The sequence below is a fragment of the Rhodococcus opacus genome (genome assembly GCF_012396235.1).
Classification (GTDB): domain Bacteria; phylum Actinomycetota; class Actinomycetes; order Mycobacteriales; family Mycobacteriaceae; genus Rhodococcus_F; species Rhodococcus_F opacus.
Genome location: NZ_JAAXPA010000006.1, coordinates 239,930 through 255,697, shown reverse-complemented (window position 1 = coordinate 255,697; position 15,768 = coordinate 239,930). Strand labels below are relative to the sequence as shown.

The 15,768-nt window shown below is 68.5% G+C and carries 14 protein-coding genes; 1 reads left to right on the top strand and 13 read right to left on the bottom strand.

All coding sequences use genetic code 11. The features are described from left to right. Position 1 precedes the first annotated feature (1 nt). The 9 genes from HGB39_RS10485 to glyA form a co-directional block, all read right to left on the bottom strand. Positions 2–1,384 (bottom strand): L-serine ammonia-lyase, encoded by a 1,383-nt coding sequence (locus tag HGB39_RS10485; RefSeq protein WP_005572862.1) that lies wholly within the window; start codon positions 1,382–1,384, stop codon positions 2–4. Between the two features lie 4 nt (positions 1,385–1,388). After that, positions 1,389–1,802, bottom strand: coding sequence for a glycine cleavage system protein H (locus tag HGB39_RS10480; protein ID WP_005253968.1), 414 nt, complete (start codon positions 1,800–1,802; stop codon positions 1,389–1,391). A gap of 153 nt (positions 1,803–1,955) precedes the next feature. Further along, complete coding sequence (locus HGB39_RS10475) at positions 1,956–2,657, bottom strand: aminotransferase class IV (protein WP_005572861.1); 702 nt, start codon at positions 2,655–2,657, stop codon at positions 1,956–1,958. Then, positions 2,654–3,553: a dihydropteroate synthase gene (gene folP, locus HGB39_RS10470; RefSeq protein WP_005572860.1), complete on the bottom strand. Its 900-nt coding sequence runs from the start codon at positions 3,551–3,553 to the stop codon at positions 2,654–2,656. The genes HGB39_RS10475 and folP overlap by 4 nt, the downstream gene beginning before the upstream one ends. 81 nt (positions 3,554–3,634) lie before the next feature. Then, positions 3,635–4,228 carry a sarcosine oxidase subunit gamma gene (locus tag HGB39_RS10465; RefSeq protein ID WP_005572859.1) on the bottom strand — a complete coding sequence of 198 codons (594 nt, stop codon included), beginning with the start codon at positions 4,226–4,228 and terminating at the stop codon, positions 3,635–3,637. Next, positions 4,221–7,085: a 2Fe-2S iron-sulfur cluster-binding protein gene (locus HGB39_RS10460; RefSeq protein WP_005572858.1), complete on the bottom strand. Its 2,865-nt coding sequence runs from the start codon at positions 7,083–7,085 to the stop codon at positions 4,221–4,223. Before HGB39_RS10460 ends, HGB39_RS10465 begins: the two co-directional genes overlap by 8 nt. Continuing rightward, on the bottom strand, positions 7,082–7,360 hold the full coding sequence (locus tag HGB39_RS10455) for a sarcosine oxidase subunit delta (RefSeq protein ID WP_005253973.1): 279 nt from the start codon (positions 7,358–7,360) through the stop codon (positions 7,082–7,084). Before HGB39_RS10455 ends, HGB39_RS10460 begins: the two co-directional genes overlap by 4 nt. Positions 7,361–7,393: 33 nt before the next feature. Next, positions 7,394–8,629: a sarcosine oxidase subunit beta family protein gene (locus HGB39_RS10450; protein ID WP_005253974.1), complete on the bottom strand. Its 1,236-nt coding sequence runs from the start codon at positions 8,627–8,629 to the stop codon at positions 7,394–7,396. Beyond that, on the bottom strand, positions 8,629–9,954 hold the full coding sequence (gene glyA / locus HGB39_RS10445) for a serine hydroxymethyltransferase (protein ID WP_005572857.1): 1,326 nt from the start codon (positions 9,952–9,954) through the stop codon (positions 8,629–8,631). The genes HGB39_RS10450 and glyA overlap by 1 nt, the downstream gene beginning before the upstream one ends. A 113-nt stretch (positions 9,955–10,067) precedes the next feature. On the opposite strand from glyA, the gene HGB39_RS10440 reads away from it, so the two are divergent. After that, the gene (locus tag HGB39_RS10440) at positions 10,068–10,739 is read left to right on the top strand and encodes a GntR family transcriptional regulator (RefSeq protein WP_005253976.1); all 672 of its coding nucleotides are present in this window, start codon (positions 10,068–10,070) and stop codon (positions 10,737–10,739) included. Between the two features lie 65 nt (positions 10,740–10,804). Here HGB39_RS10440 and purU read toward each other — a convergent pair whose 3' ends face one another. The 4 genes from purU to HGB39_RS10420 all read right to left on the bottom strand — a co-directional run bounded on the left by purU (position 10,805) and on the right by HGB39_RS10420 (position 15,757). After that, positions 10,805–11,653 carry a formyltetrahydrofolate deformylase gene (gene purU / locus HGB39_RS10435; RefSeq protein WP_005572856.1) on the bottom strand — a complete coding sequence of 283 codons (849 nt, stop codon included), beginning with the start codon at positions 11,651–11,653 and terminating at the stop codon, positions 10,805–10,807. 128 nt (positions 11,654–11,781) lie between these two features. Continuing rightward, the gene (locus HGB39_RS10430) at positions 11,782–12,675 is read right to left on the bottom strand and encodes a bifunctional 5,10-methylenetetrahydrofolate dehydrogenase/5,10-methenyltetrahydrofolate cyclohydrolase (protein WP_064080655.1); all 894 of its coding nucleotides are present in this window, start codon (positions 12,673–12,675) and stop codon (positions 11,782–11,784) included. Beyond that, a complete protein-coding gene (locus tag HGB39_RS10425; RefSeq protein ID WP_064080654.1) occupies positions 12,672–13,298 on the bottom strand; it encodes a cyclodeaminase/cyclohydrolase family protein in 627 nt (208 codons plus the stop codon). The genes HGB39_RS10430 and HGB39_RS10425 overlap by 4 nt, the downstream gene beginning before the upstream one ends. Then, positions 13,295–15,757, bottom strand: a complete 2,463-nt coding sequence (locus HGB39_RS10420; protein ID WP_043793549.1) for a GcvT family protein — start codon at positions 15,755–15,757, stop codon at positions 13,295–13,297. Before HGB39_RS10420 ends, HGB39_RS10425 begins: the two co-directional genes overlap by 4 nt. Positions 15,758–15,768 lie beyond the last annotated feature (11 nt).

Here is a 15,768-nt window from a genome sequence, read left to right as displayed (position 1 = left end):
GTCAGCACTCGACATAGTTGACCGGGACGTTGACGGCCAGACCACCGGTCGACGTTTCCTTGTACTTCGACAGCATGTCTGCGCCGGTCGAGCGCATCGTCTCGATCACCTGGTCGAGGCTGACCCGGTGGGTGCCGTCGCCGCGCAGGGCCATGCGAGCGGCGTTGATGGCCTTGCCCGCCGAGATCGCGTTGCGTTCGATGCACGGAATCTGCACCAGTCCTTCGATGGGGTCGCAGGTGAGTCCGAGGCTGTGCTCCATCGCGATCTCCGCGGCATTCTCCACCTGTTCGATTGTGCCGCCGAGGATCTCCGCAAGCCCGGCAGCGGCCATGGACGCCGCGGAACCCACCTCGCCCTGGCAGCCGACCTCGGCTCCGGAGATCGACGCGCGTTCCTTGTACAGCGATCCGACGGCGCCGGCGGCGAGGAGGAAGCGGATCGCGGTGTCGTCGGGATCCGACTTCCCGGCCGGGGTGTAGTGAACGGCGTAGTGCAGCACCGCGGGGATGATGCCCGCGGCCCCGTTGGTCGGCGCGGTGACGATCCGGCCACCGGATGCGTTCTCCTCGTTGACGGCCAGCGCGACGAGGTTGACCCAGTCCTCGGCGAATGCGGGATCACGGTGCGGGTCTTCCTTATTCAGGCGCAGGTACCAGTCCCGTGCGCGCCGGCGCACGCGCAGAGCGCCGGGAAGAATTCCGTCGCGCGCGATCCCGCGCTTCTCGCATTCCACCATGACGTCGCGGATATGCAGGAGCCGCTCGTAGATCTCCACGGTCGACCGCGTTTCGCGTTCGAACTGGAGCATCACGTCACTGATGGCGTAGCCGTGGCGGGCCGCGACGTCGAGGAGTTCCTTGGCGGACCCGAACGACAGACCGCCGGTGGCGGTGGCCGGCGGCTCCGCGCTCTCCGCTTCGGTGACGACGAAGCCGCCGCCGATGGAAAAGTAGGTTTCGCTGTGGATCTCGACGCCGGTGGCGGTGGACGCGGTTATTTTCATCCCGTTCGGGTGCAGCGGCAGGATGGTCAGCGGATGGAGGACGATCTCGTCCTCGGCGAGCGCGACCTCGTGGGATCCGCCGACCCTGATGTGCCGGGTACTGCGCATCTCCTCGAGACGTCGTTCCATCTCCTCGGTCTCGATCTTCTCGGGAAAGTACCCCTCGAGTCCGAGCAGCACCGCGGACATCGTTCCGTGGCCCGCTCCCGTGGCTGCGAGCGACCCGTACAGGTCGACGCGGATGTCCGCGACTGCGGGCAGGGCGTCGAGAGCGCGGAGGTCGGAGACGAACCGTGCGGCGGCGCGCATCGGTCCGACGGTGTGCGAACTCGAGGGGCCGATGCCGACGGAGAACAGGTCGAACACGCTGATGGTCATGGGATTACACCGCCTCACTGAGTTCGTGTGTGTATTGCGCGGGGGTGAGAAGTCCGTAGGCGGACGACGTCGGTGAGGGGAGGACGGCGAACAGCCAGCCGCGATGGAACGGGTCGTCGGCGACGAGTTGCGGGTTCGCGAGGGCGTCGTCATTCGTCATCGTGACGAGTCCGCTGATCGGCGCAAACACCGTGACGACGGTCCGCGCGGACGTCCAGACGAGCGCGCAGGGTGCGCCCGCTTCGATCGTGCTGCGCACTGCCGGAAGTTCAAGCCCGACCACCTCGATCTCGTCGAGTGCCGTGTCCGTGACCCCGGCCCGGAGCGGGTAGTCGGAGAAGCTCTGTCCCGGTGCGAGGGCCAACCAGCTGTGTGTCGCCGTGAACCGTCGATCCGAGGGAATCTTTCCAGCTCTCATGCCTTTTCCTTTGACAGTCGGGCGTTGTGGTCGCGGAGTCGCGCGTGTGATCCAATAGGTCTGATATTGATATATCAGTGTGTGCGATAACAGTAGGTCAGGTGCGGAGGCGGGTCAAGAGGTGGTGTGCACTACATCCGGAAACGACGCAGGCTACGGCCGGAGGGTCGCGGGCAGCACGCCTTTGAGTGAGCTCGTCACGGCGAGCGCCTCGGCGGCCAGGAGATCGCCCGGCGTGAGAATGCGTTCGCGCATCAGCCCGCGGTCGAGCTGCCAGGACCGCTCGACACCCGGCAGGCACCCCGACGCCAATGGTGGCGTCCACCAGACGCCGTCGATCCGGGCGGCGAGATTCGCGATCGTGGTCTCGGTGACGTGCCCGAGTTCGTTGACCAGCACGACGTCGCCGGCCCCGGGATGGCGGTGTCGTCTGCGGTCGTATCGCTCGCGCAACGTCGTCTTGTGTCCGAGGAGGACGTCCCGGGAGTCGACGGGCTCGTCGTCGAGCACGAGAGACACCGACGCGGGTGCGACCGGCGGCCCGAAGACGTCGACGTCCACACCGCCGTCGCGGTGCAGGCGCACGCGGACCCGAGCCGGCCCGACGCCGGACAGCCGCTGGGTGAGTCGGCGCCGGACGTCACGTTCCCGGAACTCGTACCCGAGCACGGCCGCGGAACGGGCCAGACGCCGCAGGTGACGCTCCGCGTGCCGCAGGCCGGTCCGCGGATCGTGAAACATCGTCTCCATCAGCTGGGCACCGGCACCGATCAGCTGTGCCTCAGCACTACCGATCGGCTGGACCCCAGCGGTATCGATGGTCGCGAGACCGGCGGCGGACACGGAGCTGTTCACAGTGCGGAGGCTCGATTCGACGCGGGACTGGAGTTTGCGCGACCAGGATATACGAGCGCGCGGAGCACGGACATCGCGTCCACGGTGGCGGCCACGTCGTGCACCCGGAGTACAGCTGCCCCGTTCTGTGCGGCGATCAGCGCAGCGGCCACCGAGGCGGCCTGACGGTGGTGGACGCTGCGACCGGTGATCGTGCCCAGCATGCCTTTCCGGGACAGTCCGGCCATCACGGGAACACCGAGATCCGTCATCTGCCGAAGTTCGGACAACAGTGCAAGGTTGTGGGCGAGGGTCTTGCCGAAGCCGAAACCCGGGTCGACCATGAGGTGCTCGAGGGGAATTCCCACTCCCCGGCAGGCGCCGACACGGTCGACGAGGAACCGGCGCACCTCGGACACGACGTCGCCGTACTCCGGCGACGTCTGCATCGTTTCGGGCTCGCCGCGCATGTGCATCAGGCACACGGGCACGTCGAGATCGGCGGCAGCCCGCAGCGCACCCGGAAGTCGGAGGGCACGAACGTCGTTGATCATCGACGCGCCGGCGGCGACCGCCTCCCGCATGACGTCCGGTCTCGAGGTGTCGACCGAGATCGGGACCGACGTCGACATCGCGAGTGCCGCGACTACCGGCACCACGCGCGCGATCTCCTCCGCGACGGACGGCGGGCGGGACCCGGGACGGGTCGACTCGCCCCCGACGTCGAGGAGGTCGGCGCCCTCCGCGACCAGAGACAGGGCGTGCTCGACCGCGGCCTCGGTGTCGAGGTATCGGCCACCGTCGGAGAACGAATCCGGGGTCACGTTGACGATGCCGCAGACCAGGGGAACATCGCGTGCGAGAGCCTCGAGCAGTCGGCCGGGGCCGGTGGCGGTGAGCGTCGGGAACGGAACCATTCGGGCGCACCTCCTTCCAGAAGGGGGGGGGGATCGGTCCGGTGGACGACGCCGTGCCGTCCACCGAACCGGCGCTGTCGCTTACACGGGGTCGACGCCGAACTCCTCGGCGGCGTCGATCAGCCACTCCGCGAGATACCGGGCGAACGACGACCGCACGAGGATCCGGTAGTCGGTTCCCCGGTCGTCGAGCGCGATCAGGATCACGCCCGCGAGGCCGAGCATGGTCTGCGCCGCAGTGCTGCGGACGAACACCGTGGGATGCAGATCCAGTGAGCAACCCTTCTCGAGGACGTCGCGGGCGTGAGTGCCGCGCAGCCGCAGGGTGGTTCGCTGTCCGGAGACGTCGATCGCGGCACCGCCGTGGGGGGCCGCCGCCGCCCGCAGGTCCGATTCGAGCGCGGGCGCCGGCTGTGACCGCGTGGTGACCAGCCACTCCTCGGGACCGAGCCAGACCGCGGTCATCGCGTCGGTGCCGGCGGACGTCGACGCCGCGGTGGGGAGGTCGAACCCGAGGACCGCCGCGGCGGCCGCGGCTCCCGGTCCGGCCGGGTCGACCCACAGGTCGACCATCGCGACGAACGGTTCCTCGGTGATGGTCACCGACTCGGGGAGTTCGGAGAATTTCTGGTCCCAACCGTGCAGGGGGCTGAGGGGGACGAGGGTGTCAGCCATCGCGGCGTGCTCCTTCGGGATCGACGAGGACGGAACCGGTGACCTCGACGGCGACCAGGGTTCCGTCCACCGGGACGTGCAGGGTGTCGCCGAGCCGGGCCCGGCCGCCCTTGACGAGGGCGAGCCCGAACGGGCGGCCGAGTTCGGCGCTGAGGTAGCTCGACGTGACGTGCCCGAGCATCGGCACCGGTGCGGGCGGCAGGATGCCGTCCAACGCCTCTTCGATGATCTGTGCGCCCTCGGGCAGCACGGTCTGCTTGTCGAGGGGCAGCAGCCCGACGAACTGTTTGCGCAGCGGGTTCTGGTTTTCGGCCCGGGTGAAGGAGCGCTTCCCGATGAAGTCGCGCTTCTTCTTCGACACGGCCCAGCTCATCCCGAGGTCCTGCGGGGTGACCGTGCCGTCGGTGTCCTGACCGATGATCGGGTAGCCCTTTTCGGCGCGGAGGACGTGCATGGTCTCGGTGCCGTACGGGGTGATGTCGAACTTCTCGCCCGCGGCGATCAGGCGCGCCCAGACCGCGGGAGCGTGCCAGCCGTCGACGTTGACCTCGAACGCGAGTTCGCCGGAGAAGCTGATCCGCGCGACCCGTACGTGGACGCCGCCGAGGGAGGTCTCGCGCCACGCCATGAACGGGAACGCGTCGTTGCTGACGTCGAGGTCGGGGAAGACCTCACCGATCACGTCGCGGGAGCGCGGCCCGACGACGGGGAACGTGGCCCACTGTTCGGTGACCGAGGTGAGCCGCACCCTCAGGTGCGGCCATTCGGTCTGCAGCCATTCCTCCATCCAGTCGAGGATCTTCGCGGCGCCGCCGGTGGTCGTGAAGACCTGGAATCGGTCGTCGTCCAGGCGCATCACGGTGCCGTCGTCGATGACCATGCCGTCGACACCGCACATGACGCCGTAGCGGACCATGCCGACCTTCAGGGTGCTCATCATGTTCGTGTAGATCATGTCGAGCAGCACCCCGGCGTCGGGGCCCTGGACGTCGATCTTGCCGAGGGTGGAGCCGTCGAGGATGCCGATGCTGCGGCGCACGGCGGCGCATTCGCGCAGCACGGCGGCGTCCATGTCCTCCCCGGGGAGGGGGTAGAAGCGGGGACGCTTCCACTGGCCGACGTCCTCGAACACCGCGCCGCGGCCGACGTGCCAATCGTGCAGTGCCGTCACCCGTTCGGGGTCGAAGAGGGCGCCGCGGCTGCGGCCGGCGAGGGCGGCGAACGCGACCGGGGTGTAGGGCGGCCGGAACGTGGTGGTGCCCAGTGTCTCGATCGGCCTGCCCAGCAGTTCGGCGGTGATGCCGGAGGAGATCACCCCGGACGTCTTGCCCTGGTCGTGCGCGGTGCCGATGGTGGTGTAGCGCTTGATGTGCTCCATCGACGTCATCCCGGCGCCGACCGCGCGGGCGAGGTCGGCGACCGTCGCGTCGCGCTGCACGTCGACGAACTGGGTGTCCTCACCGGCGACGTCCCGCACCCGCCAGAGCACCAGCGGAGTGGACTGTTCGATCGCGGGTGCAGGTTCCGGGTCGATCGTGCGTTCGGGAACGGTGAAGCCGAGATCGCGCATGATCGACTGGCCGGCGGTCTGCCCGTCGCGCAGGCACCCGTCCAGGTCGAACACACCGTTCGCGGACCCGGCGACGGAGACTCCGTCGAGGTCCTCGCCGGGTACGAAGGCACCGAGGTTCTCGTCGTAGCGGAGCTTGCCGCGGGCCTGGGAGAACAGGTGAACGGCCGGGTTCCAGCCGCCGCTGACCAGCAGGACGTCGCAGGCGAGGGGGACGCGGAACCGGTGATCGGTGTCCGTGCGGTGCGACACGACGGCGTGGCTGATCCGGCCGTTGCCGCGGGTGCCGGACACTACCGACGCCGTACGGATGGTGATGCCTCGCTCGTCGCACTCACGCTGCCAGCGGGCGGGTGCCTCGTCGCGGGCCTCGACGATCGCGTTGATGCGGACCCCGGCGTCGTGCAGGTCGATCGCGGCTTCGTACGCGCTGTCGTTGGTGGTGAACACGACGGCCTGCTCGCCCACCTTGACACCGTAGCGGTGCAGGAAGGTGCGGGCGCCGTGCGCGAGCATGATGCCTGGGCGGTCGTTGTCGGTGAAGACGACGGGACGCTCGTGCGCACCGGCGGCGACGAGAATGTGCCGGGCGCGGATCCGCCAGACCCGTTGGCGGCTCAGCGCCGCGGGAGCCTCGACACCGAGATGGTCGGTGCGACGCTGCAGCGCGAGGACGAAGCCGTCGTCGTAGTTGCCGAACGCGGTGGTGCGCTGCAGGTGCAGCACATCCGGGTAGGTCGCGAGTTCGGCGACCGCGGCCGCGACCCAGTCGAGGGCGGGGGCGCCGTCGATGAGGTCCGTGCTACCGAGCAGGTCTCCGCCGGCTTCGCTCTGCTCGTCGACGAGCACCACCCGCGCACCTGCCCGAGCCGCGGTGAGAGCGGCGGCGAGACCGGCCGGTCCGGCGCCGGCGACGAGGAGGTCGGTGTGGACGTGCTTGGCGTCGTACTTCGCCGAATCAGCGATCTCGGCGAGCCGTCCCTGACCGGGGATGCCGCGGGCGACGAGACCGTCGAACAACTCGATCGTGGTGGCGAGCAGCATCGGCTCGGGGAACGGCTCCTCGATCTGGACGAGGCCGCCGGTGTCCTCGGCCCAGGCCGCGGTGATGCCGCGGGGCCGGCCGAGTTTGATGCTGGTGGTGATCTGGTGGACGCCGTTCGCGAGCAGGGCCGAACCGAGGGTGTCACCGGGGTGACCGGTCAGTTCCCGGCCGTCGAACGTGAAGGTGTAGGAGGTGTCGCGGTCGAGGCGACCGCCCTGGCGGGTGCGGAAGGGTGCGTTCACGATATCGTCGGCTTCTGCTCGTCCAAGCGGTAGACGCTGTGGAATCGGTAGGTGGCGGTGTCGCGTACGGCGTTGAACCAGCGCCGGCAGCCGGCGCTGTGGTTCCACCGTTCCGCGAAAAGACCTTTCGGGTTCGCGCGGAAGAACACGAAATGTGCCCATTGTTCGTCCGTCAGCGATTCGGGGTCTTCGGGATACAGGACGTGGGCTTCGCCGCCGTAGTGGAACTCGGTTTCCTCACGGGACCCGCACCATGGGCATTCGATGAGTTGCATTGTGGCTCCTGAATTTCAGTGCGCGACGGGGGATCAGTGGGCGACGGCCGCGGCGCCGTGCTCGTCGACGAGGGCACCGGTGACGAACCGGTCGAGGCTGAACGGTGCGATGAACTCGTGCGGTTCGTCGTTCGCGATGGTGTCCGCCAGACACCAGCCCAACCCCGGGGTGGCCTTGAAACCGCCGGTGCCCCAACCACAGTTGAGATACACGTTGTCGTACGGGGTGCGTCCGACGATCGGGGAGGCGTCGGGGCACACATCGACGATGCCGCCCCAGGTGCGCAGCAGATGCGCGCGGGCGAACACCGGGAACAACTCCACCGCGGCCGCCATCTGCCGTTCGATGATGTGGAACGCGCCGCGCTGGCCGTACCCGTTGTAGGAGTCGACACCGGCGCCCATCACCAATTCACCCTTGTGCGCCTGCGAGACGTAGACGTGGATGGCGTTGGACATCACGATCGTCGGGTGCACCGGCTCGAGCAGTTCGGAGACCAGCGCCTGCAGCGGGTGGGACTGCACGGGGGTGGCGATGCCGAGCATGTCGGTGAGCGTCGAGGTGTGCCCGGCCGCGCACAGCGCGACCTGACCGGTGGCGATGTCGCCGCGGGTGGTGCGCACCCCGGTCACCTTGTTGCCGTCCGTGACGAACCCGGTGACCTCACAGTTCTGGATGATGTCGATGCCCGCCTCGTCGGCGCGGCGCGCGAAACCCCACGCCACGTAGTCGTGCTTGGCGATCCCGGCCCGCGGCTGATACGTCGCGCCGAGGACGGGGTAGCGGATGTCGCTCGAGATGTTCACCAGCGGGCACAGCTTCTTGACCTCGTCGGGTCCGACCCACTCGGCGTCGATGCCGTTGAGCTTGTTCGCCTCCACCCGGCGGACGCTGTCGCGGACGTCCTGCAGGCTGTGCGCGAGATTGAGGACGCCGCGCTGGCTGAACAGGATCGGGTAATCGAGATCGTCCTCGAGGCCCTCCCACAACTTCAGGGCGTGCTCGTAGATCTTGGCGCTCTCGTCCCACAGATAGTTCGACCGGATCAGCGTGGTGTTGCGGGCCATGTTGCCGCCCGCGAGCCAGCCCTTCTCCAACACCGCGACATTGGTGATGCCGTGATTCTTCGCCAGGTAGTGCGCGGTGGCGAGGCCGTGCCCGCCGCCGCCGACGATGACGACGTCGTACGACTTCTTCGGTTCCGGGTTGCGCCACAGGAAGTCGGGGTGGTCGGGCAGGTGCGCGCCGGGGGGCTGGGTGGCACTCATCAGTTCGCCTCCGTCAGGTCGGGGTAGAGCGGGAAACGCAGCGCGAGCGCGTCGACGCGGCTGCGGAGTTCGTCGAGCCCGGCCTCGTCGGTGGCCGGCCGCAGCGCGTAGCTGATGATGTCGGCGACCTCGGTGAACGCGTCCAGGTCGAAACCGCGGGTCGCGAGCGCGGGAGTACCGATCCGCACCCCGGAGCTGACCATCGGCGGACGCGGGTCGAACGGGACCGCGTTGCGGTTCACTGTGATTCCCACCCGGTGCAACCGGTCCTCGGCCTGCTTACCGTCGAGCTCGGACTTGCGCAGATCCACCAGCACCAGATGCACGTCGGTGCCGCCGGACACGACGTTGATGCCCGCCTCCCGCGAATCGTCCTGCAGCAGGCGGTCGGCGAGGATCTTCGCACCGGCGAGCGTGCGCTCCTGACGCTCCCGGAACTCGGGCTCGGCGGCGAGCTTGAACGAGACGGCCTTGCCGGCGATCACGTGCTCGAGCGGACCACCCTGCTGACCGGGAAACACCGAGGAGTTGAACTTCTTCGCCAATGCCTCGTCGTTGGTGAGAATGACACCGCCGCGCGGACCGCCGAGCGTCTTGTGCGTCGTCGACGTGACCACGTGGGCGTGCGGGACGGGGGAGGGATGCAGTCCGGCGGCGACGAGTCCGGCGAAGTGCGCCATGTCGACCATGAGGTACGCGCCGACCTCGTCGGCGATGCGACGGAACGCGGCGAAGTCGAGCTGGCGTGTGTAGGCGGACCAGCCGGCGAGGATCAGCTTCGGGCGGTGCTCCCGGGCCAGACGCTCCACCTCGTCCATGTCGACGAGATGGTCGTCCTCGCGGACGTGGTACGCGGCGACGTCGTAGAGCTTGCCGGAGAAGTTCAGCTTCATTCCGTGCGTGAGGTGACCGCCGTGCGCGAGGTCCAGGCCGAGGATGCCGTCGCCGGGCTTCAGCAGTGCCGACATCGCGGCGGCGTTGGCCTGCGCTCCGGAGTGCGGTTGCACGTTGGCGAATTTCGCACCGAACAGTGCGGTGAGGCGGTCGATGGCGAGCTGCTCGATGACGTCGACGTGCTCGCATCCGCCGTAGTAGCGGCGTCCGGGGTAGCCCTCGGCGTACTTGTTCGTCAGTACCGACCCCTGCGCCTGCATCACCGCGAGCGGGGCGAAGTTCTCGCTGGCAATCATTTCCAGGGTGCCCTGCTGTCGCTCGAGCTCGGCCGCGATCGCCTGGTGCACGGCGGGGTCGAGATCGGCGAGCGAATGAGTCAGCGTCGGGTTCGCTGCTGCCACCTCGGTGAGGTGTGCGGTGTCCACGGTCATGGTTCGCCTTTCTGGAAGGTCAGTTGACTTCGAACTGATATATCAACTGGAAAGTAGAGTAAGGTCAGCACCGGACAAAGGTCAATAGCTCCGGAAAATCAGGGAGACGGAACATGAGCCTGGCGCATTCATCGGTCGCGGACACGGCGTCGAACGGCGGCACCAACGCCGACCGCGCGTACGAGATCGTGCGCGAACGCCTGGTCATGCTGGACATCCGGCCCGGCGAACCGATCAACGACGACCGTCTCGCCGAGGAACTCGGATTCGGCCGGACACCGGTACGGGAAGCGCTCAAGCGCCTCGAGCGGGAACGCCTCGTCGTCGCCTACCCGCGTCGCGGCACGTTCGCCACCGCCGTCGACATGACCGACCTCGCCGACATCTCCGAGATCCGCAAGCAACTCGAACCCACCGCGGCGGCCCGGGCGGCCCGGACGGCGTCCCCGGACGCGCGAGCCCGGCTGACCGCGCTCGCCGACGAGATCGCCGAGATAGACGACAGCGAAGATCCGCGCGAAGTCCTGCGCAAGGACGTGCGCGTCCACCGCGAGATCTACCGGGCGTCCGGGAACCCTCACCTCGAGGACATCCTCGTCAGCCTCGACGCGCATGCCACCCGCATCTGGTGCCTCTTCCTCGACCGGCTGCCCGACGTCGCCAGCCACGTCCGCGAGCATGTGTCCCTGCTCCGGGCCATCGTCGACGGCGACGAGAGCACTGCCTCGTCCCTCACCCTCGCCCACGTCGCCGGTTTCGAGAAGGCCATCCGCGACCTGCTGTAGGCCTCCGGCCCGTGCGCCTTTCTGGTAGCGGGAGCTACCAAAAAGGCGCACGGGCGCGAAGCGCCTCAGCTGAAGACGACCGTCCGATGACCGTGCAGCAGGACGCGGTTCTCGCAGTGCCAGCGCACGGCCCGCGACAGCGCGAGGGCCTCGGCGTCCTGCCCGACCGTGGCGAGTCGCGCCGGGTCGAAGGAGTGGTCGATGCGGATGACTTCCTGCTCGATGATGGGACCCTCGTCCAGATCGGGTGTCACGTAGTGGGCGGTGGCCCCCACCTGCTTGACGCCGCGATCGAACGCCTGGTGGTAGGGCTTGGCGCCCTTGAAACCGGGCAGGAACGAGTGGTGGATGTTGATGGCCCGTCCGCGTAGCGCGCGGCACGCGTCGTCCGACAGCACCTGCATGTACCGGGCGAGGACCACGAGATCCGCGTCGAACTCCTCGACGAGTTCGAGCAGCCGGGCCTCGGCCTGCGGCTTGGTGGTCGGTGTGACCGGGACGTGGACGAACGGCAGCCCGGCGGCCTCGGCCATCGGTCGCAGCACCTCGTGATTGGAGACGACGGCGACGAGTTCGGCGCCGAGGTTGCCTGCTCGCCAGCGGAAGATGAGGTCGTTGAGGCAGTGACCCATCTTGGAGACCATCACGATCACCCGGGGCAGGTCGCTGCCGTTGAAGTTGAACGTCATGCCGAATTTCGCGGCGACGCTCCCGAATTCCGCCGTGAGGCGCTCGATGTCGACATCTTCCGCCGACACGAACGACGTGCGGAGGAAGAATGCGTCGCTCCGGGTGTCGTCGAACTGCTGATGCTCGGCGATATCGCAGTTCTGCTCGAAGAGAAAGGAGCTGACTGCGTGAACGATCCCGGGACGCTGAGCGCAGCTGAGCGTCAGGGTGAAGGTCTGGGTCATGTGGGTCTCCTCGATGCCGGACTGGTTATGGTGTCACTACTTAAGGTGTCAGTCCGAGCGAACTGATATATCAGAATGGGCCCATGCTATTTCAGGCTGGACGAGCGGGTCAAGGGGTGGAGACGGAGTCAGACGCTGCTACGGAACCCGGCGAGCAGGGAGTCCGATCGAGTCTGGGCGTACTGGGTCGCGGCGGCGTCGACCGTGTGATTGAGCAGCAACGCCGTGGTCACCGGTCCCACCCCGCCGGGGACCGGGGTCAGCGCGTCCGCCCGGCCGTCGACGGCCGCGGCGTCGACGTCACCGAGCAGTCGGCCGTCCGCGGTCGCGGTGGTCCCGACATCGATGACGACGGCGCCGTCGGCGACGTGGTCGGCGGTGATCAGTCCGGGAATGCCGACGGCGACGACGAGGATGTCGGCGTCACGGGTGCCGGCGGCGAGGTCGGTGGTGTGCCGGTGGCAGACGGTCACCGTCGCGTTGCGCTGCACGAGCAGATGCGCGACGGGACTTCCGACGACCGTCGATCTGCCGACCACCGCGGCCGTCCTGCCGTGCGGGGAGATTCCGTGGTGATCGAGGAGGGCGATCACGGCCTGTGCGGTGGCGGGCGCGAACGCGGGCAGACGCGCGACGAGGCGGCCGAGGCTGACCGGGTTCGCGCCGTCGACGTCCTTGGCGGGGTTGATCGCCTCCCGGAGGGCGTCGAGGTCGGTTCCGTCCGGCAGGGGTGTCTGCAGGATGATTCCGTGGACGTCCGGGTCGTGGCCGAGTTCGACGAGCGTGCTGCGGATCTGCTCGGTCGACGCCGCGGCGCCGAGATCGACGATGTCGCAGAGGATTCCGGTGCGTTTCGCGGCCGACGCGATGGAACGCACGTACCAGGCGGTCGATTCGTCGTCGGTGGCCTGCACGACCGCCAGCTTGGGCCGGACCCCGATTTCGGCGAGGGCTGCGGCGGCGACGGACGCGTCGTTGCGGATGGAGGTGGCGAGTTCGGCGCCACCGAGGCTTCTGGTCATGAACTCAGCTGCTTTCGTACTCGTGTCGTGACTGCGTCGGCACGCTCGACGATCGCGTCGACGCCGGACAGGCACTCGGTGAGGGCCCGGCGGGTGTCCGGATCGGTGATACCCGGCAGGTTCACCTCGATGTTCACCCGGGCGGTGGTGGCGGCTGCGCGGGCAGCCTCGGCGGCGGCCGCGACGTCGCTGACGACGGTGCGGTTCGCCACCGGCAGCAGGACGTCGGCGAGTGCGACGACGTCGCCTGCCGCGACCACCACCTCGGCGGGGACCGCGGCGGCGCCGGCGAGGGCGGTCGCGATCGCCGACGTGCGGGCACCCGTTTCGTCGTCCGTGTCCTGGGGGAGGCGGTAGGCGTCGATGACGGCCGTGAAAGCCGCCATGTCGTCATCGGCGAACTGCAGTGCCTTCTCGCGGAACGCATCTGCTGAGGCGCAGATGCGTTCGACGAGCATCCCGTGGTCGGCGTACCTCTTGCCGGTGGTGTAGCGGGCGACCATCGAGACCAGCGCGGCTGCCTGGCCGAGGTGGAGCGCACCGGTCGCGCCGCCGCCGGGCGCGGGGGTCCGAGCGGCGAGCGAGTCCAGGAATCCGGCGATCGTGTCGTCTCGGAGGGTCATGACCGGATCTTCTTCATCTCGGGGTCGACGAGCGGCTCGGCCACGACCGTTGCCGGGATGCGGCGTCCGAAGTACTCGATCTCCACCGCGGTGTCGACGGTCGCGTTCGCGGGAAGCCAGGCGTAGGCGATCGGCGCCCCCACCGTGTGACCGAACGCGGCGCTCGTGACGTACCCGGCGGGCTGTCCGTCGACGAACACCGGCTCGTGGCCGAGGACCACCGACGTGCGGTCGTCGATCATGAGGCACGCCAGGCGCCGCTCCACCGTCTCGTCGGAGACGCCGTCGAGCGCGTCACGCCCACGGAAGTCGCCCTTCTGCAGTCGGACCGCGAAACCGAGACCGGCCTCGTAGGGGTTGTGCTCGGTGGTCATGTCACTGCCCCACGAGCGGTAACCCTTCTCCATCCGCAGGCTGTTGAACGCGGCGCGGCCCGCGGCGATGACGTCGTACTTCTGCCCCTCCGCCCACAGCAGATCCCACAGTCGCAGACCGTTGTCGGCGGACGTGTACAGCTCCCAGCCGAGTTCGCCGACGTACGACAGACGCATCGCCGTGACGGGAACACCGCCGATGCGGACCTGCTTCGCGCGGAAGTACTTGAAGTTCTCGTTCGTGAAGTCGTCGGAGCTCAGCGCCTGCACCAGATCCCGGGCTCGCGGACCCCACAACCCGATCCCGCACGTGCCGCCGGTGATGTCCCGGATCTGCACACTGCCGTCGTCCGGAGATTGGCGGCGGAAGTAGTCGAGATCGAGGTTGCCGTTGGCGCCGACCTGGAAGACGGTGTCGGACAGTCGTGTGACGGTGAGGTCGCTGCGGACGCCACCGGTCTCGTCGAGCGCGAGCGTGTACGTGACGGACCCGACGGACTTGTCCATCTTGCCGGTCGTCAGCCGGTCGAGCAGGGCCAGCGCGCCGGGACCGCTGATCTCGAGCCGCTTCAGCGGTGTCATGTCGTACATCGCCACCGACGTGCGGGTGCGCCAGGCCTCGGCCGCGGCGATGGGGGAGTGGAACATCGCCGCCCACGGTTCCCGGGCCGGCGGCTGCCATTCGGCCGGAAGGTCCTGCACCAGATGGGCGTTGGATTCGAACCAGTGCGGGCGCTCCCAGCCGGAGCTCTCCAGGAACACGGCGCCGAGTTCCTTCTGGCGAGCGTGGAAGGGACTGACTCGCAGGTCGCGGGGAGACTCCTTGGGCTGCAGCGGGTGCAGCACGTCGTAGATCTCGACGAAGTTCTGCTGCGACGTCTCGCTGACGTAGTCGGGTGCGAGCTGGATCTCCTCGAAGCGGTGCACGTCGCAGCCGTGCAGTTCGACCTCGGAGCGGCCGTCGACGAGCAGTTGCGCGACCGCCCGGCCGACACCGGCGGAGTGTGTCACCCACACTGCCTCGGCGATCCAGAACCCGGCGACGTCCGGGGACTCGCCGATGAGCGGTCCGCCGTCCGGGGTGAACGAGAAGACCCCGTTGAAACCGGCCTCCAGTTTCGCGGATTCGAGGCACGGCAGCAGCAACTTGCTCTGCTCCCACGACGGCGCGAAGTCTTCTTCCGTGAACGGCAGCATCGACGGCATGTCGGACGCGGACACGTCGTCGCTCGCGTCCAGGTCGCGCAGGTTCACCGGCATCGGGCGGTGAGCGTACGTGCCGATACCGAGGCGGTCGACGTGCTCACGGAAGTACAGATCCTGGTCCTGGTGGCGCAGGATCGGGAAGCCCGCCTCGGCGAGTTCGGTGTTCCGGCCGACGAGTTCGGGAATCTGCTCGGTCTTCGCGTACTGGTGCGCCAGGGGAAGCAGCGGGACGTCCATGCCCACCATCGCGCCGATGTCGGGACCCCAGAAGCCCGCGCAGGACACCACGATGTCGGCGGGGATCACACCGTCGGCGGTGGCGACGCCGGTCACCTTGCCGCCGCTCTGTTCGATGCCGATCACCTTCGTCGAACCCTGGAACACGGCACCGCGGGCCTCGGCCCGCCGGGCCAGCGCGACGACGACACGGGACGCCTTCGCGAGGCCGTCCGTCTCCACGTACAGCCCGCCGAGAACCCGCTTCTCGTCCAGCAGCGGGTGCAGCTTCGCGCACTCGGCCGGGTCGAGGACGGCGCCCTCGATGCCCCAGGAGGTGGCCCAGCCCTGCTTGCGGTGCAGATCGGCGAGTCGCTCGGGGGTGGTGGCCACCTCGAGCCCGCCGAGCTGGTTGAAGCACCATTCGCCGTCCACGTCGAGTCCGACGAACTTCTCCACCGTGTACCGGGCGAATTCGGTCATCGTCTTGGACGCGTTCGTCTGGAACACCAGGCCCGGTGCGTGTGACGTGGAGCCTCCGGTGAGCGGCAACGGTCCCTGGTCGAGAACCGTGATCCGATCCCAGCCGCGAGCGGTGAGCTCGTCGGCCAGGTTCGCGCCGACGATGCCGGCTCCGATGATCACTACGCGCGGTGACCCCATAATGGTCCTCC